This window comes from Streptomyces sp. SP18BB07 (assembly GCF_036322545.1).
GTDB lineage: Bacteria > Actinomycetota > Actinomycetes > Streptomycetales > Streptomycetaceae > Streptomyces > Streptomyces deccanensis.
The window spans coordinates 13036-35990 of sequence record NZ_JAQYWT010000165.1; the positions used below are offsets into that span (position 1 = coordinate 13036).

General features: G+C 70.7%; 17 protein-coding genes. 12 read left to right on the forward strand and 5 right to left on the reverse strand.

Annotated features, from left to right (window positions below):
- Positions 1 to 205 precede the first annotated feature (205 nt).
- From PUR53_RS01365 to PUR53_RS01380, 4 genes are all read right to left on the reverse strand, one after another.
- Complete coding sequence (locus PUR53_RS01365; RefSeq protein WP_329895968.1) at positions 206 to 967, reverse strand: class I SAM-dependent methyltransferase; 762 nt, start codon at positions 965 to 967, stop codon at positions 206 to 208.
- 186 nt (positions 968 to 1153) lie between these two features.
- Positions 1154 to 3658 (reverse strand): SpoIIE family protein phosphatase, encoded by a 2505-nt coding sequence (locus PUR53_RS01370; protein ID WP_329907093.1) that lies wholly within the window; start codon positions 3656 to 3658, stop codon positions 1154 to 1156.
- A 176-nt stretch (positions 3659 to 3834) separates the two neighbouring features.
- Complete coding sequence (locus PUR53_RS01375) at positions 3835 to 6237, reverse strand: MFS transporter (protein ID WP_329895970.1); 2403 nt, start codon at positions 6235 to 6237, stop codon at positions 3835 to 3837.
- Between the two features lie 176 nt (positions 6238 to 6413).
- Positions 6414 to 6857: an SRPBCC family protein gene (locus PUR53_RS01380; protein ID WP_152172580.1), complete on the reverse strand. Its 444-nt coding sequence runs from the start codon at positions 6855 to 6857 to the stop codon at positions 6414 to 6416.
- Positions 6858 to 7089: 232 nt separating this feature from the next.
- Between PUR53_RS01380 and PUR53_RS01385 the strand changes: the two genes are divergently transcribed.
- From PUR53_RS01385 to PUR53_RS01395, 3 genes are all read left to right on the forward strand, one after another.
- On the forward strand, positions 7090 to 8133 hold the full coding sequence (locus tag PUR53_RS01385) for an Rv2578c family radical SAM protein (RefSeq protein ID WP_329895971.1): 1044 nt from the start codon (positions 7090 to 7092) through the stop codon (positions 8131 to 8133).
- Positions 8134 to 8279: 146 nt separating this feature from the next.
- Positions 8280 to 9851, forward strand: coding sequence for an alpha/beta hydrolase (locus PUR53_RS01390; RefSeq protein ID WP_329907094.1), 1572 nt, complete (start codon positions 8280 to 8282; stop codon positions 9849 to 9851).
- Between the two features lie 67 nt (positions 9852 to 9918).
- A complete protein-coding gene (locus PUR53_RS01395) occupies positions 9919 to 10449 on the forward strand; it encodes a GNAT family N-acetyltransferase (protein WP_329895973.1) in 531 nt (176 codons plus the stop codon).
- A 70-nt stretch (positions 10450 to 10519) separates the two neighbouring features.
- Here PUR53_RS01395 and PUR53_RS01400 read toward each other — a convergent pair whose 3' ends face one another.
- Positions 10520 to 11095 (reverse strand): adenylosuccinate lyase, encoded by a 576-nt coding sequence (locus PUR53_RS01400; RefSeq protein ID WP_329895974.1) that lies wholly within the window; start codon positions 11093 to 11095, stop codon positions 10520 to 10522.
- A 391-nt stretch (positions 11096 to 11486) separates the two neighbouring features.
- Between PUR53_RS01400 and PUR53_RS01405 the strand changes: the two genes are divergently transcribed.
- From PUR53_RS01405 to pssA, 9 genes are all read left to right on the forward strand, one after another.
- On the forward strand, positions 11487 to 13301 hold the full coding sequence (locus PUR53_RS01405; protein WP_329895975.1) for a 3-hydroxyacyl-CoA dehydrogenase family protein: 1815 nt from the start codon (positions 11487 to 11489) through the stop codon (positions 13299 to 13301).
- A 265-nt stretch (positions 13302 to 13566) separates the two neighbouring features.
- A complete protein-coding gene (locus tag PUR53_RS01410) occupies positions 13567 to 14397 on the forward strand; it encodes a TetR family transcriptional regulator (protein WP_329907096.1) in 831 nt (276 codons plus the stop codon).
- Positions 14398 to 14835: 438 nt separating this feature from the next.
- Positions 14836 to 16173, forward strand: a complete 1338-nt coding sequence (gene ccrA, locus PUR53_RS01415) for a crotonyl-CoA carboxylase/reductase (protein ID WP_239758481.1) — start codon at positions 14836 to 14838, stop codon at positions 16171 to 16173.
- A gap of 9 nt (positions 16174 to 16182) precedes the next feature.
- Positions 16183 to 18231, forward strand: coding sequence for a protein meaA (locus tag PUR53_RS01420; RefSeq protein ID WP_329895976.1), 2049 nt, complete (start codon positions 16183 to 16185; stop codon positions 18229 to 18231).
- Positions 18228 to 19187: an HpcH/HpaI aldolase/citrate lyase family protein gene (locus PUR53_RS01425; RefSeq protein ID WP_062716550.1), complete on the forward strand. Its 960-nt coding sequence runs from the start codon at positions 18228 to 18230 to the stop codon at positions 19185 to 19187. Before PUR53_RS01420 ends, PUR53_RS01425 begins: the two co-directional genes overlap by 4 nt.
- Positions 19188 to 19192: 5 nt before the next feature.
- Positions 19193 to 19705: a MaoC family dehydratase gene (locus PUR53_RS01430; RefSeq protein ID WP_033529825.1), complete on the forward strand. Its 513-nt coding sequence runs from the start codon at positions 19193 to 19195 to the stop codon at positions 19703 to 19705.
- Between the two features lie 2 nt (positions 19706 to 19707).
- The gene (locus PUR53_RS01435; RefSeq protein ID WP_239758476.1) at positions 19708 to 20913 is read left to right on the forward strand and encodes an acyl-CoA dehydrogenase family protein; all 1206 of its coding nucleotides are present in this window, start codon (positions 19708 to 19710) and stop codon (positions 20911 to 20913) included.
- 191 nt (positions 20914 to 21104) lie between these two features.
- On the forward strand, positions 21105 to 21761 hold the full coding sequence (locus PUR53_RS01440; protein WP_239758474.1) for a phosphatidylserine decarboxylase: 657 nt from the start codon (positions 21105 to 21107) through the stop codon (positions 21759 to 21761).
- A gap of 37 nt (positions 21762 to 21798) precedes the next feature.
- Positions 21799 to 22620 (forward strand): CDP-diacylglycerol--serine O-phosphatidyltransferase, encoded by an 822-nt coding sequence (gene pssA / locus PUR53_RS01445; protein WP_329895979.1) that lies wholly within the window; start codon positions 21799 to 21801, stop codon positions 22618 to 22620.
- Positions 22621 to 22955 lie beyond the last annotated feature (335 nt).

A 22955-nucleotide genomic window follows, 5' to 3' on the forward strand; every position in this document is an offset into this window, starting at 1 on the left:
GTCTTCGCGCCGGGGCAGATCGGTGGGCTGACCCGGGACACCGGGCTACCCACGACTGCGCCTCGCCGCGCCGGCGGCCCGGCGGACCCGGCCGGCGATGGGGCCGTGTTCGGGCCGGCCCGCAAACGCCGTTGCTCGCGGGCCGTGTTCGGTCCGGCCCGCAAACGCCGTCGCTCGCGTGGTGAGCTGGAACACGCCCGCTGCCTCACGGGCGGCCCGCGGGCCGGAATGCCGCTGTGGGGAGACCGGAAGGCCCCGCCACGTACCACCTCGACGGCAGTTCGAGGCGGGTTCCCCTGGCCGTGTGCTCCGTGGTGACCAGGGGGAGTTCGCCGCTGGTCACGACGGTGAGGCCGGCGGCGCTCAGGTACTCCGGGACCGCGGCGTCGGTGACCTCGCCGGGGGCGATGCCGTGACGGAAGATCGGGGCGAGCTTGGCGGGAGGGCCCGCCGGATCGGCCGCGAGGCTCATGAGGACGGGTTTCGCGGCCTCGGCGAGTTCGACGAGGCAGACCCGGCCGCGTTCGCCCAGCAGCGTGGCGATGGTGTCGACGAGGCGTTGGCGGTCGTCGGGCTCGCACTGGTGGAGGACGCCGCGCACATAGACGTTGGCGTCGCCGAGGTCGGCGTGGAGGGCTTCGGCGTCCGTCTTGTCGGCCGCGTCGAGCACCCGGTAGTCGGCCCGGCCGTCGGGGTCGGCGCGGCGGGCCCGGTCGAGGGCGGCGGTGGAGAGATCGGCGCCGATCACACGGGGGAAACGGTCGGCCAGGAAGCGGGTCTGGGTGCCGTTGCCGCAGCCGAGGTCGACGAGCGGGAGGTGGGCCGCGGTCAGATACGGCTCGAAGAGCGCCAGATGGACGGCCGCGGTCCGTTCGGGTCCAGCGTCCCAGAAGACGGCGCCCGGTTCGTCGGGGGCCTCCCGCCAGAACCCCTCCCAGGCCTCCCGGTACCGACTCGTCACGCTCATGCCATACACCCCCGGACCAGCGACGCGGCCGCCGCTGCGGCGGCCCAGATCGGTCTACCGTGCCCGGCGGCCACAGACAAGCACCGTGCGCGTACCTTCACCCGTCGTTCAGACCTCACGCGCCCCCGAGCGCCCCTCACGCCCCCCTCTGGCCGTAGCCGGTGCGGCGGACGGCCCGTCGGCGTCTCAGCGCCGCCGGGGCAGGGTCAGTTCGAACCACACCGTCTTGCCCGCGCCCGTCCGGCTGGTCCCCCACTCGCGGGCCAGGGCGGTGAGGACGCGCAGTCCCCGGCCGGACTCGTCGGTCGGCGCCGCGCTGAGCAGGGTCGGCAGGGTGGGGTCGTCGTCGTAGACCTCGCACAGCAGGGTGTCGCCACGGACCAGCCGCAGTTCGACGCGGCGCCCGCGCGCGTGCCGTACGGCGTTGGTGACGAGTTCGCCGACGAGGAGCACGGTGGTGTCGGTGAGGGTGTCGAGGCCCCAGACATGGAGTTGTTCGCGGACGGCGGCGCGGGCGCGGGCCGCCTCGACCGGGTCGGGGGCGAGGCGCCACTCGGCGACGTCCTCGGGCTCGATGCCGTTGAGCCGGGCCATCAGCAGGGCCACGTCGTCCTTGCGGCCGCCGCGGGTGTTGAGGGCGCGGATGATGGTGTCGCAGGCGTCGTCCATGGAGGCGGCCGGGTGGGCGGCGGACTCGCAGAGCGTGGCGAGGCCCACCCCGATGTCCTCACCGCGCACCTCGACCAGCCCGTCGGTGCACATCACGAGCCGGTCGCCCGGGTCCACACGCACGCGTACCGCCTCGAACGCCACTCCGCCGACGCCGATCGGGGCGCCGGTGGGCAGGTCGAGGAGTTCGCTGCGGCCGTCCACCGCGCGGACCAGTACGGGCGGGATGTGCCCGGCGTTGGCGAGGTGGAGTTCGCCGGCGATGGGGTCGTAGACGGCGTAGAGGCAGGTCGCGAGATAGTGCTCGCCGAGGCGCTGGGCGAGGTCGTCGAGGTTGCGCAGGAGCTGCGCGGGCGGCAGGTCGAGGGCGGCCATGGTCTGCACGGCCGTGCGCAACTGACCCATCATCGCGGCGGAGTTGAGGCCGTGCCCCATGACGTCGCCGACGACCAGGGCGGTGCGGGCGCCCGGCAGTTTCACCGAGTCGAACCAGTCGCCGCCGACCCGCCCGAGCAGCGTGCCCGGGAGATAGCGGGTGGCGATGTCGCAGCCCGCCATGTGGGCCTCGATCTGCGGGAGCATGCTGTCCTGGAGCGTCTCGGCGACGTTCTCCTGGTAGGTGTACATGCGGGCGTTGTCGAGGACGAGGCCCGCGCGGGCGGCGAGTTCGGCGCCGGTGACGCGGTCCATGTCGTCGAAGACCTCACGCTCCGGGTGGCGCAGCAGGATCATGAAGCCGAGCACGACGTTGCGGGCCTTCAGGGGCACGACCAGCATGGAGCGGCCCGTGATCAGCGGGCGGATGTCGCGCTTCTCGAACTGGGCGGCGATCGCGTGCCCCATCTGCTCGCTGATGCGCGGCACGAGGACGGGCTCGCCGGTGGTCATGCACTGGAAGAACGGGGTGTGCGCCGGGAACGGCATGGCCTCGCCGACGGGGACGACATCGTCCCAGCGGCCGGGCTCGTCCGTGTGCTCGACGGCCACCCGGTGCCACATGGTCGTCGTGTCGGGCACCCCGTCCGGGAACCCCTCACCGGCGACGACCTGTTCGCGCAGATACGTGCCGGCGACGTCGGTGAAGCGGGGTACGACCGCCCGGCTGACCTCGACGATGGTGCGGGAGAGGTCGAGGGAGGTGCCGATGCGCCCGCTGACCTCGTTGAGGAACTCCAGGCGCTCGCGTACGGCCGCGTGTTCGAGGTCCTCGCCCTCGTCCCGCGCGTCCTCCGGCACCGGCAGCCCCTCCGCGACGGCGCGCGCGGCGCGTTCACGGCGGGCCCGCCGCTCCGCGCGCCGGGGCACGCCCCAGTCGGGGGTGACGGGCACCCGGTCGTTCTGGCTGAACTCCAGCACCGGATAGCCCAGTTCCAGGACCTGGGCGACGATGCGGGCGCTCTCGCCGACGCTCATGCTGGGCAGGATCTCGGGGAGCCTGCGGGCGAGTTCCTCGGCGCCGGGGAAGTCGGTGTGCAGGGCGAAGCCGGGGGCGATGCGTTCGACGGCGACGTCCGCCCCGTCGTCCCGCCGCAGTGTCCCGGCGTCGGCGGCCAGCACCAGCAGCCGTTCCCGGCCCGGGCCGACCAGCGGATACGCCCACCACAGGACGTCGATCCGGCCGCGTCCGGGCACGGTGAGCCGGGCGCGGCCGGCCGCCGGGTAGGACAGCTGTCCGTCGAGCGAGGTCTCCAGGTCGTGCCCGAATGCGTCGTGCCCGAGTGCGTCGTGCCCGAACGTGTCCTGCCCGAGGGTGTCGTACGCGCCGTAGGCCGCGTGGGGCGGGGGGTCGCCCTCGTCCGGGAGGGCGCCGGAGACGGGCAGCAGGTCGAGGGCGGGGTGGCCCACCGCGTCGTCCTTGGTGGTGCCGAAGAGCCGGCGTGCGCCGGAGCTCCAGTGCGACACGAGCCCGGCGCGGTCGACGACGACCACGGCCAGGGGAATGCGGCCCTCCGCGGCGTGCTCCGGCGTCTCGTCACCGGCTCCGAGGCCGGTGAACGCGCCCGTGTCGGTGCCACGGTCCATGGCCAAGGCCCTTTCTCCCCACGGCTCGCAAGATCTGCGCCGCCCTCACTACCGTACGGCTGCGTAGCGTTGCGATGTGTGGCAATACGCGAATTGCTCCGTAGGAGGCTCCGGCGCACGCGCAGTACAGGCGGGCGGCGCACGATCACTCGCGCGCCCCGCCTGTCCGGCCTCCCTCAGTCCGCGTACCCCAGCTGGAGGTCCTGCTCCGCCCGGGAGCCGGAGGTGACCTGGAGCACCGTCGCGACGGGCGGGTACCCGGTGGCGATGACCGTGTACTCGCCGGCGGAGAGGTCGACGAACCGGAAGGTCCCGTCGATGCCGGTGGTGACCGTGTCGACGACGTCCCCGGCGGAGTCGAGGAGGGTCACCCGCGCGTCCTCCACCGGTCGGCCGCCCCCGGCGCGGACCGTGCCCCGCAGGACGGCACCCCCGGCGAGCTCGATGTCCTGGCGCGTCTCGCGGGCGGCCCGGACGGTGACGGGCAGCGCGGCCGGACGATAGGAGTGGGCGCCGGCGGCGAGGGTGTACTCCCCGGCGACCAGTTCGGTGATGAGGTACTCGCCCTCCTCCCCGCTGCGGGTGGTCACGACGACGTCGCCGTGCACGTCGGTGAGCGTGACGGTCGCGTCGCTCACCGCCCGGCCGTCGGCCGTCCGCACCCTCCCGGCCAGCCGCCCCGCGCCGCCGAGCACGATGTCGACCTCGACGGGCCGGTCCCCGACGGTGACGCTCACGGCCTGCGGCTGGTGGCCGCCGGCGGCGGCGATCAGCACGTACGCCCCCGGGCCGGGCGCGGGCAGCGCGTACCGCCCGTCGTCGCCGCTGCCGCCGCGCCCGGTCTGCCGGCCGACGGCGTCGATGAGGGTGAGCGCGGCCCGGGGCACGACGGTGCCGTCGGAGTGCTGGACCGTGCCGCGGACCGGGACCCCGGTGCCGTACGGCGAACGCGCCTGCGGGATCTGGACGGAGGGCGCGGCCGTGGGTACGGGCTCGGGATCGGGCGTGGCCTCGGGTGTCGGGTCGGCGGGCACCTCGTCGAGGGGCACCGGCGTCTGCTTGAGGAAGCAGGCGATGAGGAGCCCGAGGACGAGCACCGGCGTGAGGTACAGGAAGATCCCCGGCATGGCCTCCGCGTAGGCCTGGACGTAGGCCTCGCGCAGCGGGTCCGGCAGGGTGTGGACGAGGTCCGGGGTGAGGGAGCCGGGGTCGGGGAGGACGGCGCCCGCGCGCTCGGGGAGGCGGTCGGTCAGCCGGGCCGTGAGGAGCGCGCCGAAGGCGGCCACGCCCACGCTGCCGCCGATCTGCCGGAGGTAGTTGCCGGCCGCGCTGGCGGGCCCGATGTCGGCGGGGCGCACGGAGGTCTGCACGGCGAGGATCAGGACCGGCATCACCATGCCGATGCCCGCGCCGAGGACGGCGGTCCAGATGCCGAACTGCAGCCGGGGCGAGTCCGTCCCCGGACGGGACAGCAGCCATACGCCGAGCGCGGTCAGGGCGCTGCCGAGGACCGGGTACGTCCGGTAGTGCCCGGTGCGGCCGATGAGCCGGCCTGCGATCACGGACGCGCCGACGATGCCGGCCATCATCGGCAGCATGAGCAGCCCGGACTCGGTGGCGGAGTGCCCGCCGACCATCCGCAACCAGGTCGGCAGGTAACCGGCGGTGCAGAAGAGAGCGACACCGATGGCGATCCCGACGAGACCGGTGACGACGAAGACGGGGTCCTTGAACAGCCGTAGCGGGACGAGGGGTTGGGGCACGAACCGCTCGGTGAGGAGGAAGAGGATGATCGCGACGACCGCGCCGGCGGCGAGGCCGAGGACGGGGCGCGCGTCCCAGGCGTACGTGGTGCCGCCCCAACTCGCCAGTAGGACCGCGCAGGTGGAGGCGGCGGCGAGCAGCAGGGCCCCCAGGACGTCGAGGCGTCCCTCGGCCGTGGGCCTCGGCAGTCGCAGGGCGAAGGTGACGACGGCCAGCGCGAGGAGCCCGACGGGCACGTTGAGGAGGAAGCACCACCGCCAGCCGAGGTGGTCCGTGAGCAGACCGCCCAGGAGCGGGCCCGCCACGGAGGCGAGACCGAACACGGCGCCCACCAGGCCCAGATGGCGGCCCCGGTTCCGGGACGGCAGGACGTCGGCCATGATCGTCTGGACGCCGATCATGAGGCCGCCCGCGCCGACGCCCTGGAGTGCGCGGAACGCGATGAGCTGGTCCATGCTCCGGGAGAACCCGGCGAGCGCGGAGCCGGCCACGAAGACGGTGAGCGCGAACTGCAGGACGCCCTTGCGGCCGTGGAGTTCGCCGAGTCTGCCGTAGACGGGGAGGGTGACGGTGGCGGTGAGCAGATAGGCCGTGACCGGCCAGGCCAGGCGGTCCGCGCCGTGCAGTTCGCCGACGATGTCAGGGAGCGCGGTGGCGACGACCATCTGCTCCAGCGCGGCGAGGAGCAGGACGAGCAGCAGCGCGGAGAAGACCAACCGGGCCCGGTGCGGACCGAGTCGGGGAGGTCCGTCCGCCGGTGGCGGTGGAGCGGGTGTGGTGGTCGGCTCGTCCTTCACCAGTGTGGTCGCGCCCATGCGTACCGCTCCCCTCGTCGCACTTACCGACAATTCCCGCGTTAAGCGGCAACTGTCGGTAAGTGCGGCGAGTTACGGCATTCCGGGGAGCGTCGCGGAGATCCACTCGAACCGGTGAGGACGGCAACGCGCCCCGGATGATCGCCCGTTGGACCGGGCATCCTTCCCGCTCCGGGTTACTTCTCGACCTCGGCGGCGAGGTTGGCGAGCAGGGCGTCGTAGATGCGGGCGAGGCCCTTGGGGGCGAAGGTCTTCTCGAAGAAGCCGCCGATGCCGCCGGCACCCTGCCAGGTGGTGGTGACGACGACGCGGGAGCCGCCCTCGCCGGCCGGGGTGACCCGCCAGACGGTGACCATGGAGGAGTTGCGGTCCTTCTCGACGAGCTCGCCGTCGGAGGGCTCGGTGACCTCCAGGAGGCAGTCGCGCACGCGCTTCTTGGTGGCCTGGAGCTTCCAGTGGACGAGGGTGCCCTCGCCGTCGCCGCCCTCGCGCACCTCGTACTCGCTGAAGTGCTGCGGCATCAGCTTCTCGCGCGCGCCGTTGTACTCGGCCAGGGTGTCGAACACCGTCTCCGCGTCCGCCGCGACGACTCGTTCAGTCGTGGCCTCGACCTGCGCCATTGCCATTCCTCCAGCACTTGGTAACTCGGGGATGTGCGGAAAGCCAACCACCCCCCGGCCGGAGGGCCCAAATCGGGGTGCCCCCAGGGCCCCGAGCGGACAGCCCCGAGGCCTCGGAGCGAGCCGTCCCGAGGGCCCCCGACGAGACCTCCACACGATGTTCGAAAACCAGTTCGCACGATCAAGGGAACGTGTGTTCTATTCTGGGGCGAGAGCAACCGAGGAGGCGTCCATGCGCTGGGACCATCTGGCCGAGAACCCCGCCACGGCCCGGGACGCCGCGCTGTTCGGCGCGGATCTGGTGACGAGCCGCACCTTCGACACTCCCGAGTTCCGCGGCATGACCTTCCACGAGGTCCGGGCGAAGACGATCGTGAACCGGGTGCCGGGGGCCTCCCGGATGCCCTTCGAATGGACGGTGAACCCCTATCGGGGCTGCTCCCACGCGTGCGTCTACTGCTTCGCCCGCAAGACCCACAGCTATCTGGACCTCGACACGGGCCTCGACTTCGACTCGCAGATCGTGGTGAAGATCAACGCGCCCGACCTGCTGCGCCGGCAGCTCTCCTCACCGCGCTGGCACGGCGAGCACATCGCCATGGGCACCAACGTCGACTGCTACCAGCGCGCCGAGGGCCGCTACCGCCTGATGCCGGGCATCATCGCCGCCCTGCGCGACCACGCCAACCCCTTCTCGATCCTGACCAAGGGCACGCTGATCCTGCGCGACCTGGAGCTGATCCGGCAGGCCGCGGAGGTCACCGAGGTCGGCATCTCGGTCTCCGTCGGCTTCACCGACCCCGAGCTGTGGCGCACGGTCGAGCCGGGCACACCCGCCCCGGAGCGCCGGCTGGACGTGGTGCGGGCCTTCACCGACCTCGGTATCGGCTGCGGGGTGCTGATGGCCCCCGTGCTCCCCTTCCTCAGCGACCACCCCGACCGGCTGCGCGCCACCGTGCGGGCGATCGCCGCCTCCGGCGCCACCTCGGTCACCCCGCTGGTGCTGCATCTGCGGCCCGGTGCCCGTGAGTGGTACATGGCATGGCTGGAACGCCACCACCCCCATCTCGTACGGCGGTACGAGCTGCTGTACGCGGAGGGGGCCTACGCCCCCAAGTGGTACCAGCGGCAGATCACCCGTCAGGTCCACGAACTGGCCCAGGAGTACGGCATGGGTCCCCGGCGCGCCGAGCTGCCGCGACGGACACCGGCGCGCGAGCCGGCCGCGCCGAAGCCGGTCCGGGACACGGCACCGACACAGCTGACGCTGCTCTGACCTGCCTGGGGGCATCCGGGCGCTTCTCGCGCCCCGATGGGGTCAACTCTCGCTGGAACAAGTTCCTTCGGGGTCCTGCTCCGGGACGATGCGACGAAGGCCGTGGTGTGCACGGCCCGAAATCCTCCGTCCTGTGAGGCCTGACGATGAAGAAACGCGCAGCTGCTCTGTGCGGTGCCGCCGCCGTGCTGGCCGGAATGGTCACGGCGGTTCCGGCCGGCGCGAGCGGCGCCCTCGCCGCCGCGCCGGCGGCGAAGCTCGCCTGGAAGAAGTGCGCCACCGGCGACTATCCGACGCTCCAGTGCACCACCCTGAAAGTGCCGTTGAACCACGGCGAGCCGAACGGCAGGAAGATCACGCTCGCCCTGTCCCGCGTCCCGCACACCGCGAAGAAGCACCAGGGCCCCCTGGTGGTCAATCCGGGCGGCCCCGGCGGCAGCGGCCGCACCCTGGCCGGATTCGTCGCGTCCTCGCTGCCGAAGAAGGTCGCGGCGCAGTACGACGTCATCGGCTTCGACCCGCGCGGCGTCGGCGCCAGCAAGCCCGCGCTCAACTGCCGGCCCGGCCACTTCGCGCCCGTGCGCGCCGACTCCCTGCCGGTCGACGCGAAGGCCGAGCGCGCCAACCTCCAGCGTGCCAAGGCCTTCGCCGACGCCTGCGCGAAGAAGTACGCGGACGTGCTGCCGTTCATCGACACGGTCAGCTCGGCCAGGGACATGGACGCCATCCGCGCGGCCCTCGGCGCCAAGAAGATCAACTACTTCGGATACTCGTACGGCACCTACCTGGGCGCCGTGTACGCCAAGCTCTTCCCGCACCGGGTCCGGCGCGCGGTGCTGGACTCCGTCGTCGACCCCTCGGGCGTCTGGTACGACGACAACCTCCAGCAGGACCGGGCGTTCAACGACCGCCACCGGGCGCTGATGGCGTGGATCGCCAAGCACGACAAGACGTACAGGCTGGGCACCGATCCGGAGAAGATCGAGGCCAAGTGGTACGCGATGCGGGCGGCGCTGGCCCGCAAGCCCGCGGACCGCAAGGTGGGGCCCGCCGAGCTGGAGGACACCTTCATGCCCGGCGCCTACTACGACGGCTACTGGCCCCATCTCGCCGAGGCGTTCGCCGCCTTCGCGAACAAGAAGAACGACGACCCGCTGGTCGAGGCCTACGAGAACTTCGGCGCCGTCGACGCGGCCGGCGACAACGGCTACAGCGTCTACACCTCGGTGCAGTGCCGCGACGCGCGCTGGCCGCGCGACTGGGCCGAGTGGCGCGACGACAACTGGGCGATGTACGAGAAGGCACCCTTCATGGCCTGGAACAACGCCTGGTACAACGCGCCCTGCGCGTTCTGGCCGACGGAGGCCCTGAACCCGGTGGACGTCTCCAACACCGCGCTGCCGCCGGTCCTGATCCTCCAGGCGACGGACGACGCGGCCACCCCGTACGAGGGCGGAGTCGTCACGCACCAGCTGTTGCGGGGCTCCAGTCTGGTGGTCGAGCAGGGCGGCGGGAACCACGGCGTCTCGCTGAGCGGCAACGCCTGCCTGGACAAGCACCTGGCGGCGTACCTGACGGACGGCAGGGTGCCGCGCGGCACGGGCGGGGCCGACGCCGTCTGCGCGAAGCTCCCCGATCCCAAGCCCCTGAGCACCGAGGCTGCGGCCGCCTCGTCCCGGGGCTCGACGCTGCACGGCCTGCTGGGCTTCCGCGGCTGAGCCCCGGCCGTGGGAGCCCCGCCGAAAAGCACGGGACTCCCACGGCCGCCCCGCCTAGGGTGCGGCCATGCACGACACTCCTCATGACCTCCGCATACGCGAGATGACCCTCGCCGACTGCCACGCCGTCGCCGAGATCCGCGTGGGTGGCTGGCGCAGCGCGTACGCCGGGCTCGTACCGCGGTCGTACCTCGACGCGATGGACGTGGCGGAGGACGCCGAGCGCCGGCGCGCCATGCTCCTGAAGCCCGGCAACCCGGTGGTGAACCTGGTGGCCGAGCGGACCGGCGAGATCCTCGGCTGGGCGGCGTACGGCCCCTACCGCGACGGCGAAGTCCGCACCGACGACGCCGAGTTGTACGCGCTCTATGTCCGGCCGGGACACTGGGGCGGCGGAATCGGCGAAGCCCTCCTGCACACCGCCACCGACCGCTGCGAGACCGCCGGCCACGACCGCATGCTCCTGTGGGTACTGAAAGACAACGCCCGGGCCCGCCGCTTCTACGAGCACCACGGCTTCACCGCGGACGGCGCGGAGGAACCCTTCGAGGTGGAGGGGGTGGACATCCCCGAGGTTCGTTACGCACGACCCCGCTAAGGGGCGCGGGGAACTGCGCGACCAGCCCCCACCGGGCCCGCACCCGAATCCACGGCCCCCATGCGGAGCGCTACCGCTGTCGGGGAATCCGCGACAGCGCCCGCACCGCCGCCTCCGCGAGTCTCGGATGGGCGAGGGCGTCCGTCAGCACGGGCTCGGCCCTGCTGTCCCCCAGCGCCCCCAGCCCCTCCACACAGGCGAGCGCCACCCGGCGGTAGGGGTCGTGCGGCGTCAGTCGGCGCCGGAGCGTGGTGATCAGCGCCGGCACCGCCTCGGGGGCCCGGAGTTCGACGAGCAGCCGCACGGGGTGCAGGGCGTAGGCGACGCGCAGCTCGTTCGTGGCGAGCGCGGCGGCCGCCCGCGCGGTGCGCGGGTCGCCGAGCCGGGCCAGCGCGTACGCGGCGGAGGCGCAGCGCGGCGGATCCCGGTGGTTGAGGAGCAGGACCAGCGCCTCGAAGGCCCGGCGGTCCCCCGCCACGCCCAGCCTGAACGCGGCCAACTCCCGTGCCCACAGCGGCTGCCCCGGCTCGGTGAGCACCGCCGCCAGCTCGTCCGTGGACTCGGTCGTGACGAGCCGCTCGTATCCCGCCGCGCCCCCCGACTCGCTCCGCACACGCTCCGTGAGTGATCGCAACTCCTCGTCCATGCCACCGAGCGTACGGGCGGGACCGCGTCTGAGGGACGTACCTCACAAAGACGAGGGCTGGCGCGCTCGTTACCCACCGGTTAAGCTCAGACGAGCGAGTTACCCACTCGTGTTCGCTCTCGACGGTTTGGTGACGCAGCCGTCGCGAGCACAGTCGGTTCGGTACCCGGCGTTTCGGTATCCGGCGTACCCGTACGGCTCGGCCTCGGGACAGGGCCGGTCGGTTCAGCCGTTCCCCGTGGGCGTGTGCACGCCCCGTGGCGACGGCACCGGGCGTGTGCGTTCATCAGCCCGGCACCACCAACACCCGCGCCCCACTGCGCCGCTCGCGCGCTCTTCGCGTATCCGCGGCGCTTCCCTCAGTCGTCACCCTCATTCCTGGAGTCCCGCGATGGCCACTCCCCTTTCCGACTCGTCGCCGTCCCCGCAGTCCCCGTTCAAGACGATCGCCGTGGTCGGTCTCGGCACCATGGGCACCGGTATCGCCGAGGTGCTGGCCCGGGCCGGCCGCGAGGTCGTCGGCATCGACATCAGCGAGGCCGCCGGCGCCCGTGCCGTGGCCGCGTTGGAGGCCGCGACCGAGCGCGCCGTGGCCCGTGGGCGGATCACCGAGCGGGAGCGCGGTGACGCCCTCGCCCGCTTCCGCACCTTCACCGACCTCCAGGCCGCGGCCGACGCGGACCTGGTGATCGAGGTGGTCCCGGAGTCGTACGAGATCAAGCAGCAGGTCTTCCGTGAACTCGACGCGATCGTGCGGCCGGAGGCCGTTCTCGCCACCGGCACCAACGCCCTGTCGGTGACGCGGCTGGCCGCCGAGTCGGCGCGTCCGGAGCGGGTCCTCGGGCTGCACTTCTTCAACCCGGCGCCCGCGATGAAGCTGGTCGAGGTCGTCTCCTCCGTGCTCACCGCGCCCCAGGCCGTCGCGGCGGTCACGGATCTCGCCCTCGACCTCGGCAAGGAGCCCGTCGCGGTCGGCGACCGGCCCGGTTTCGTCGCCGACGGGCTGCTGTTCGGCTACCTCAACCAGGCCGCCGCGATGTACGAGGCCAAGTACGCCTCCCGTGAGGACATCGACGCGGCCATGCGGCTCGGCTGCGGGCTGCCGATGGGCCCCCTGGCCCTGCTGGACCTCATCGGCGTCGACACCGCCCGTACGGTCCTGGAGGCCATGTACGCGGCCTCGCACGACCGGCTGCACGCGCCGGCGCCCATCCTCCGCCAGCTCAGCGAGGCGGGCCTGACCGGCCGCAAGTCGGGGCGCGGCTTCTACTCCTACGAGGCGCCCGGTTCCGCCACCGTCGTGCGGGACGCGCTGACGCCGCTGGACGGGGTCGCCACGGTCCCCGGCCGCACCGTCCGCTCGGTGGGTGTCGCGGGCTCCGGGACCATGGCGTCCGGGATCGCCGAGGTGTTCGCGAAGGCCGGGTTCGAGGTCGTCCTGGCGGCGCGCAGCGAGGAGAAGGCCCAGGCCGCGAAGGCGCGGATCGGCAAGTCGCTGGCGCGCTCCGTCGACAAGGGGCGGATGACCGTGGAGGCCGCCGCCGAGACACTGGACCGGATCACTCCGGCGGGCACGTACGACGCCTTCGCCGACGTCGATCTGGCGCTGGAGGCCGTGGCCGAGGACCTGGAGGTCAAGCGGCAGCTGTTCGCGACCTTCGACAAGGTCTGCAAGCCGGGCGCGATCCTCGCCACCACCACGTCCTCGCTGCCGGTCGTCGCCTGCGCCCGCGCCACCTCGCGCCCGCAGGACGTGATCGGGATGCACTTCTTCAACCCGGCGCCGGCGATGAAGCTGGTCGAGGTGGTCCGCACGGTGCTGACCGCCGACGACGTCCACGCCACGGTCCGCGAGCTGTGCGCCAAGGTCCGCAAGCACCCGGTGGACTGCGGCGACCGGGCCGGGTTCATCGTGAACGCCCTGCTGTTCCCGTACCTGAACAACGCGATCAAGATGGTGCAGGAGCACTACGCGACGCTGGACGACATCGACGCGGCGATGAAGCTGGGCGGCGGCTACCCGATGGGCCCGTTCGAGCTGTTGGACGTGGTCGGGCTGGATGTCTCGCTCGCCATCGAGAAGGTGCTGCACCGTGAGTTCCGCGACCCGGGACTGGCCCCGGCGCCGCTGCTGGAGCACCTGGTGGCCGCGGGCTGCCTCGGCCGCAAGACGGGCCGTGGCTTCCGCGAATATGCCAAGCGCTGAGCGGTCGGGCGACGAGTCCGGCACGGCCGGGGGCGCGGCTTCCTCGCCCCCGGTCCGGCTGTCGGGCCCGGAGACGGGCCGGGCCTCCCCGTCGGCGGCCGACGCGGACTGGGGCGGGCTGCTCGGGCCGGGCAGCCGCTCCTCGTCGGCCCGTTCCGCCGCCTCCGCGCCCGGCCGATCCCCCGCCTCCCCGGCCGCCGACCTGGTCCAGCCCCTGTCCCGGCCGGGCGGGCGAGGGGACGGACACGCGCACTCTCCTGCACGGATGCAGTACGTTCGGGGCATGTCCCAGCCCGCCAAGTCCTCACGTACGCCAGCTGCGCCCGACGCTCCCGTGGAGAGCGCCGCGGGAAGTCGTGCCGCCGCCCAACGCCTCAAGATGCGCAGGGAACTGGCGGCCGCGGCCATGGAGCTGTTCTCGACCAAGGGCTACGAGGCGACCACCGTCGACGAGATCGCGGCGGCGGCCGGGGTCGCCCGCCGCACCTTCTTCCGCCACTTCCGCTCCAAGGAAGAGGCGATCTTCCCGGACCACGACGACACCCTGATCCGCGCCGAGGCGGTGCTCAACGCGGCGCCCCCGCACGAGCACCCGCTCGACACGGTGTGCCGTGGGATCAAGGAGGTCATGAAGATGTACGCGGCCCGGCCGGAGATCTCGGTCGCCCGCTACAAGCTGACCCGTGAGGTTCCCACCCTCCGGGAGGCGGAGATCGCCTCCGTGGCCCGCTACGAGCGCCTCTTCACCCGTTATCTGCTGGGCCACTTCGACGAGCACGCCCACCACGACACCGGCAACGACGACCCGCTGCTCGCCGAGGTGGCCGCGTCGGCGGTGGTCACCGCACACAACCACGTGCTGCGGCGGTGGCTCAGATCCGGCGGGCACGGCGACGTCGAGACCCAGCTCGACCACGCCTTCGCCATCGTCCGCAAGACGTTCGGCACGGGCATCGGCGCGGGCCGCACCCTCGCACCCGAGCCGGCCGCCGCGACGACGTCCACGCACGGCGAGGTCCTGGTGACCGTCGCCCGCACCGACGCCCCGCTCGACGAGGTCATGCGCACCATCGAAGAGGCGCTCCGCGACCGCTGACAACCCCTCGGAACCCCGATCCGACGACGATCTACTCAACGGTAACTGTGACAACGGCCACCCTCCCGGGTGGCCGTTTTGGCACGTCAGAGGCCCTTTTCTACCTCCGTCTGATCGATCATCGCTCAAGTGTTACGTAAAGATTTCACCTGAGCGAACTTTCTGGCACTCGGTGCCTTGCGGGGTGACACGGCGTGCCATACGTTGAAGGAGTCCGGGCGGCCGGCGTACAGCGAACTCCCGTACGCCGACTGTCCCCGCGAACCACGGTCCGCGCGCCCGGACGCCTGCGTCACAGGCAACCCTCCGCGCCACACACAGCGCCGCCGAAGCACCACCTCCGCCGAACCGACGGCATCACCACACAGCTCTGCAGCACCCGACGTAACCCTCAACAGCGTCCTTCCCTCAAGGACGCTCGTCGCCGGAGGCACCAACGTGAAGGACATCCTGGACGCGATCCAGTCGCCGGACTCCACGTCCGCCGACTTCGCCGCTCTGCCGCTCCCCGAGTCGTACCGCGCGATCACCGTGCACAAGGACGAGACGGAGATGTTCGCGGGCATGACGACCCGCGAGAAGGACCCGCGCAAGTCGATCCACCTGGACGAGGTCCCGCTCCCGGAGCTCGGCCCGGGCGAGGCCCTGGTGGCCGTCATGGCCTCCTCGGTCAACTACAACTCCGTGTGGACGTCGATCTTCGAGCCGCTGTCCACCTTCGGGTTCCTGGAGCGCTACGGCCGCACCAGCGAGCTGGCCAAGCGCCACGACCTGCCATACCACATCATCGGCTCCGACCTCGCGGGCGTCGTCCTGCGCACCGGCCCCGGCGTCAACGCCTGGCAGCCCGGTGACGAGGTCGTCGCGCACTGCCTCTCCGTCGAGCTGGAGTCGTCCGACGGCCACAACGACACGATGCTCGACCCCGAGCAGCGGATCTGGGGCTTCGAGACCAACTTCGGCGGGCTCGCCGAGGTCGCGCTGGTCAAGTCCAACCAGCTGATGCCGAAGCCGGACCACCTCAGCTGGGAGGAGGCCGCCGCGCCGGGCCTGGTGAACTCCACCGCCTACCGGCAGCTGGTCTCCCGCAACGGCGCCGCCATGAAGCAGGGCGACAACGTGCTGATCTGGGGCGCCAGCGGCGGGCTCGGCTCGTACGCCACCCAGTTCGCCCTCGCCGGCGGCGCCAACCCGATCTGTGTCGTCTCCAGCGAGCAGAAGGCGGACATCTGCCGCGCGATGGGCGCCGACGCGATCATCGACCGCAACGCCGAGGGCTACAAGTTCTGGAAGGACGAGAACACCCAGGACCCCAAGGAGTGGAAGCGCTTCGGCAAGCGCATCCGCGAACTCACCGGCGGCGAGGACATCGACATCGTCTTCGAGCACCCGGGCCGCGAGACCTTCGGCGCGAGCGTCTTCGTCACCCGCAAGGGCGGCACCATCACCACCTGCGCCTCGACCTCGGGCTACATGCACGAGTACGACAACCGCTACCTGTGGATGTCGCTGAAGCGGATCATCGGCTCCCACTTCGCGAACTACCGCGAGGCCTGGGAGGCCAACCGCCTCATCGCCAAGGGCAAGATCCACCCGACGCTGTCCAAGGTCTACTCCCTGGAGGAGACCGGGCAGGCCGCGTACGACGTGCACCGCAACCTCCACCAGGGCAAGGTCGGCGTCCTCGCGCTGGCCCCCGAGGAGGGCCTGGGCGTCCGCGACCACGAGAAGCGCGCCCAGCACATCGACGCCATCAACCGCTTCCGGAACGTCTGAGGTCCCGAAATGAGTGAGCGTCAGCCCGCCGCGGGCAGGCAAGCGAAGGACCGGCCGTGGCTCATGCGGACGTACGCCGGTCACTCCACGGCCGAGGCGTCCAACGAGTTGTACCGGCGCAACCTCGCCAAGGGGCAGACGGGTCTGTCGGTCGCCTTCGACCTGCCGACCCAGACCGGCTACGACTCGGACCACATCCTCGCCCGTGGCGAGGTCGGCCGGGTCGGCGTCCCGGTGGCCCATCTCGGTGACATGCGCAGGCTGTTCCAGGACATCCCCCTGGAGCAGATGAACACCTCGATGACCATCAACGCCACCGCCATGTGGCTGCTGGCGCTCTACCAGGTCGTCGCGGAGGAGCAGGGCGCGGACATCACGCAGCTCCAGGGGACGACGCAGAACGACATCGTCAAGGAGTACCTGTCGCGGGGCACCCATGTGTTCCCGCCGGGACCCTCGCTCCGGCTGACGACGGACATGATCGCGTACACGGTCTCCCACATCCCGAAGTGGAACCCGATCAACATCTGCAGCTACCACCTGCAGGAGGCCGGGGCCACGCCGGTGCAGGAGATCGCGTACGCGATGTCCACGGCGATCGCGGTGCTCGACGCCGTGCGCGACTCGGGCCAGGTGCCCGAGGAGCGCATGGGCGATGTCGTCGCCCGGATCTCCTTCTTCGTGAACGCGGGCGTCCGCTTCGTCGAGGAGATGTGCAAGATGCGGGCGTTCGGCCGCATCTGGGACCGCGTCACCCGCGAGCGGTACGGCATCGAGAACCCCAAGCAGCGGCGCTTCCGGTACGGCGTCCAGGTCAACTCCCTCGGGCTGACCGAGGCGCAGCCGGAGAACAACGTCCAGCGGATCGTGCTGGAGATGCTGGCCGTGACCCTGTCCAAGGACGCGCGGGCCAGGGCGGTGCAGCTGCCGGCCTGGAACGAGGCGCTCGGCCTGCCCCGGCCGTGGGACCAGCAGTGGTCGCTGCGGATCCAGCAGGTGCTGGCGCACGAGAGCGACCTGCTGGAGTACGAGGACATCTTCGAGGGCTCGCACGTCATCGAGGCGAAGGTGGCCACGCTGGTCGAGGAGTCGTTCGCCGAGATCGAGCGGATCCAGGAGATGGGCGGCGCGATGGCCGCCGTCGAGTCCGGCTACCTGAAGTCGCAGCTGGTCTCCTCGCACGCCGAGCGCCGGGCCCGGATCGAGTCCGGCGAGGAGAAGATCGTCGGCGTCAACATCTACGAGTCGACGGAGCCGAACCCGCTGACCGCCGACCTCGACGCGGCGATCCAGACGGTCGATCCGGCGGTCGAGGCGCGGGTCGTCAAGTCCCTCCAGAACTGGCGCGACACCCGCTACCAGCCGCCCTTCAACCACCCGCGCCCGTGCAAGGCGCTGGAGCGGCTCAAGGAGGCCGCGAAGGGCACGGACAACCTCATGGAGGCCACCCTGGAGTGCGCCCGCGCCGGGGTCACGACCGGCGAGTGGGCCGGGGCCCTCCGTGAGGTGTTCGGCGAGTTCCGGGCGCCCACCGGCGTCTCGTCGGCGCCGGTGGCCGTCCCCGCCGAGGAGGGCTCGGCCATGTCGGAGGTCCGCCGCAAGGTGGAGCTGACGGCGAAGGACCTGAACGTCGGCAAGCTCCGCTTCCTGGTCGGCAAGCCTGGTCTCGACGGACACTCCAACGGGGCCGAGCAGATCGCGGTGCGGGCCCGGGACGCGGGCTTCGAGGTGGTCTACCAGGGCATCCGCCTCACCCCGGAGCAGATCGTGGACGCGGCCCTCGCCGAGGACGTGCACGCGGTCGGGCTCTCCATCCTCTCCGGCTCGCACGCCCAGCTCGTTCCGGACGTGTTGGAACGGCTGCGTGTGGCGGGAGCCACAGATATTCCGGTGATCGCCGGTGGCATCATCCCCAAGGGTGACGCCGAACAGCTGACGGCTGCGGGCGTGGCCGCGGTCTTCACCCCGAAGGACTTCGACATCACCGGAATCATCGGCCGGATCGTCGACGAGATCCGGAAAGCGAACCAGCTCGACCCCCTGGAGGTCCCCGCATGACCGTCAACCGTCTTCGTCCGCGGCGCTCCTGCCTCGCCGTACCGGGAAGCAACCCCCGCTTCCTGGAGAAGGCCCAGGGTCTCCCCGCCGACCAGGTCTTCCTCGACCTGGAGGACGCCTGCGCCCCCCTCGCCAAGCCCGAGGCGCGGCACACCATCGTCAAGTTCCTCAACGAGGGCGACTGGACGGGCAAGACGCGGGTCGTGCGCGTCAACGACTGGACGACGGAGTGGACGTACCGCGATGTCGTCACCGTCGTCGAGGGCGCGGGCCAGAACCTCGACTGCATCATGCTGCCGAAGGTGCAGACGGCGCAGCAGGTCGTCGCCCTCGACCTGCTCCTCACCCAGATCGAGAAGACGATGGGCTTCGAGGTCGGCAAGATCGGCATCGAGGCGCAGATCGAGAACGCGCAGGGCCTGAACAACGTCAACGAGATCGCGACGGCCTCCCAGCGCGTCGAGACGATCATCTTCGGCCCGGCCGACTTCATGGCCTCGATCAACATGAAGTCGCTGGTCGTGGGCGAGCAGCCGCCCGGCTACCCGGCGGACGCCTACCACTACATCCTGATGAAGATCCTGATGGCCGCCCGCGCCAACAACCTCCAGGCGATCGACGGCCCCTACCTGCAGATCCGCAACATCGACGGCTACCGCGAGGTCGCCCAGCGGGCCGCCGCGCTCGGCTTCGACGGCAAGTGGGTGCTGCACCCGGGCCAGGTCGAGGCGTCCAACGAGATCTTCTCGCCCTCGCAGGAGGACTACGACCACGCCGAGCTGATCCTGGACGCGTACGACTACTACACGTCCGAGGCGGGCGGCAAGAAGGGCTCGGCGATGCTCGGCGACGAGATGATCGACGAGGCCAGCCGCAAGATGGCGCTGGTCATCTCCGGCAAGGGGCGGGCGGCGGGCATGCAGCGCACGTCCAAGTTCGAGATCCCGGAGGCCTGAGCGCGATGCAGTTCGGACGCACCTACGAGGAGTTCGAGGTCGGGGCCGTCTACAAGCACTGGCCCGGGAAGACGGTCACCGAGTACGACGACCACCTCTTCTGTCTGCTCACCATGAACCACCACCCGCTCCACATGGACGTCAACTACGCCGAGAAGACGACGGACTTCGGCAAGAACGTGGTGGTCGGGAACTACATCTACTCGCTGCTGCTGGGCATGTCCGTGCCGGACGTCTCGGGCAAGGCGATCGCCAACCTGGAGATCGAGTCGCTGCGGCACGTGGCGCCGACCTTCCACGGCGACACGATCTACGGCCAGACGACCGTGCTCGACAAATGGCCGTCGAAGTCGAAGAACGACCGCGGCATCGTGTACGTCGAGACCAAGGGCTACAAGCAGGACGGCACGCTGGTCTGTGTGTTCCGTCGCAAGGTCATGGTGCCCACCGAGACCTACATCAAGGAGCGCGGCGGCGAGCAGCCGGGCCGCCCCGAGCTCAGGGAGCAGGAGAAGTAGCCATGGCACGACTCGCCCAGACCCACGGCCTCACGGACGTCCAGCAGGAGATCCTCTCCACCGTCCGTGACTTCGTGGACAAGGAGATCATCCCGGTCGCGACCGAGCTGGAGCACCGGGACGAGTACCCGCAGCAGATCGTCGACGGGCTCAAGGAGCTGGGCCTGTTCGGCCTGATGATCCCCGAGGAGTACGGCGGTCTGGGCGAGTCCCTCCTCACGTACGCGCTGTGCGTCGAGGAGATCGCCCGGGGCTGGATGTCCGTGTCCGGCATCATCAACACGCACTTCATCGTGGCGTACATGCTCAAGCAGCACGGCACCGAGGAGCAGAAGAACCACTTCCTGCCGAGGATGGCGGCCGGCGACGTCCGGGGCGCCTTCTCGATGTCGGAGCCGGGGCTCGGCTCGGACGTGTCGGCGATCACATCGAAGGCGGTCAAGGACGGCGACGAGTACGTCCTGAACGGTCAGAAGATGTGGCTGACGAACGGCGGAACGTCAACACTGGTCGCCGTTCTCGTCCGAAGTGACGAAGGACACCCCGAGGGCACGGCGCCCCACAAGTCGATGACGACCTTCCTGGTCGAGAAGGAGCCCGGCTTCGGAGAGGTCCGCCCCGGCCTCACCATTCCCGGGAAGATCGACAAGATGGGCTACAAGGGCGTCGACACGACCGAGCTCATCATGGACGGACTGCGCATTCCGGCCAATCGTGTACTCGGCGGCACCACGGGCCGAGGGTTTTACCAAATGATGGACGGCGTCGAGGTGGGCCGGGTGAATGTGGCCGCACGTGGCTGCGGTGTCGCTCAGCGTGCATTCGAACTCGGTGTCCAGTACGCCCAGCAGCGCCACACTTTCGGCAAGCAGATCGCCCAGCACCAGGCGATCCAGTTCAAGCTGGCCGAGATGGCTACCAAGGTCGAGGCCGCGCATGCGATGATGGTCAACGCAGCACGCAAAAAGGACTCGGGCGAACGAAACGACCTCGAAGCAGGGATGGCGAAGTACCTCGCCTCCGAATACTGCAAAGAAGTCGTCGAGGACGCTTTCCGGATCCACGGCGGTTACGGCTTCTCCAAGGAGTACGAGATCGAGCGCCTCTACCGTGAGGCACCGATGCTGCTGATCGGTGAAGGTACCGCCGAAATCCAGAAAATGATCATCGGTCGTCGACTGCTCGAAGAGTATCGATTCCAGGGCTAGTACGCGGTTGGTCCAGGGTCGGTTGTCTGGTTCGGGGTGTTTTCTTCGAGAAGAAGATCACACCCCGTCAGCACGCTTCGGCCGTCGACTCGGCTTCCTGGCTTGCCCAGTTGCGGTCTGCGACCGGTACGATCCCGTGAAAGCCGCCGTCCCCAGTCACCGCGCGGCATCATCCGCTACGAAGGTCATCCATGCCCCACAGCCAAACCTCTGCACCACGCGACAGCCTGGCAGGCGTACGTCTTGCGCGCGGAGCATCGCCGTGGCTTCTCCCGACCGTCGCCACCGCAGCACTCAGCCTCGCCCGTTCGCGCCGCTCCGGCGCCGCGCGCGCCGTGGCCGTACCCGCCACCGCGCTGGCGGCGGGCATGCTGTGGTTCTTCCGCGACCCCGAGCGTGAGATCGCCCAGGGCCGGGTCATCTCGCCCGCCGACGGAGTGGTGCAGAGCATCATGCCGTGGAAGGACGGCCGCACCCGCGTCGCGATCTTCATGAGCCCGCTCAACGTCCACGTCAACCGCGCGCCGCTCTCCGGCACGGTGACGTCGGTGGAGCACATCCCGGGTGGGTTCGTACCGGCGTTCAACAAGGAGAGCGAGAACAACGAGCGCGTCGTCTGGCACTTCGACACCGAACTCGGTGACATCGAGATGATCCAGATCGCCGGCGCCGTGGCTCGCCGCATCGTTCCGTACGTCCCCGAGGGCACCAAGGTCGAGCAGGGTGACCGGATCGGGCTGATCCGCTTCGGCTCCCGTGTCGACATCTACCTGCCCGAGGGTGTGGAGATCGACGTCGAGGTGGGCCAGAAGACCGTGGCTGGGGTGACTCGCATTGACCGTGATTGATCCGGAGACCCAACCCGGCCAGACCGGGGCCGGCTGGGTGCCCGACGTGGACGAGGTGGAGGACGACGCGGAGGAGATGCCGCTGTCGCTCCGCCTGTCGATAGCGGACACCCTCACGCTGGGCAACGCCACGTGCGGCTTCATGGCGGTGTACTTCACCACCACGGGCATCCTGATCCCGCACCTCACCGGCAGCCAGGAGTCGGGCATGGCCCGGCACAGCGCGGCCACCGCGGTGATCCTGATGCTGTGCGCGGCGATCTTCGACCTGTTCGACGGCCTGGTGGCGCGCAAGCTGCGCTCCTCGCCGATGGGCGCGGAGCTGGACAACCTCTCCGACCTGATCAGCTTCGGCCTGGCGCCGGCGTACTTCGTCCTCGTCTACGGCATGGTCGCGGACGACGCGCACCAGCGGGTGGCGGCGGTGGGAGCGATCGTCGTGCTGCTGGCCGTGGTGCTGAGGCTCGCGAGATTCTCCTGCGTGACGGTGAAGGACGGCACCTTCCAGGGCATGCCGTCGCCGTTCGGCGCGCTGACGGTCATCTCGATCGTGCTCCTGGAGCTGCCCTTCGTGGCGACCCTTCTGGCGATCGTCGGCGTCGCGTGGCTGATGGTGAGCCGCGTCGAGTACCCGAAGCCGCGGGGTCCCCTCGCGGGGGCGGTGCTCACCTGGATCGTCCTGGCGATGGGCCTGCTGGCGGCCTGGGCCTTCGACGCCCCCGGCGGTCAGCTGCTGCTCCAGACCGGCTGCGCGCTGCAGCTCGTCATGGGCGCGGTCATCCCGCTCTTCGCCACGGCACGCCGCGTGAACAACTTCCGCGACAACCGGCGTGAGGCGCGGGCGACGCAGCTGCCCTGACGCTCCGCTCCAGCACTGACGGGTGTGGCCCGAGCCATCTTGGCTCGGGCCACACCCGTTTCGCGTTCAAGGGCGTCGCTCTTTGCTCTTGAGGGGTCAACTACCTCGCGTGGGGCTCCAGTTGCTGGGGGTGAGGAAGAGGTGGACGGTGGAAAGGGGGTGGGTTCCGCATCACTTGACACCTTTTGAGCGTCAGGAGGATTCCCAATGACGTTGTCAAGCCGGGGTGGTGACGCCTCGTGATTGGGTCATGCCGCTGCGGCAGCAGGGAATGGAGCTGTGGCCTCGAAGGTCCGGTGGTCGCGTATCAGGGCCCAGAGCACGTTCAGGCGGCG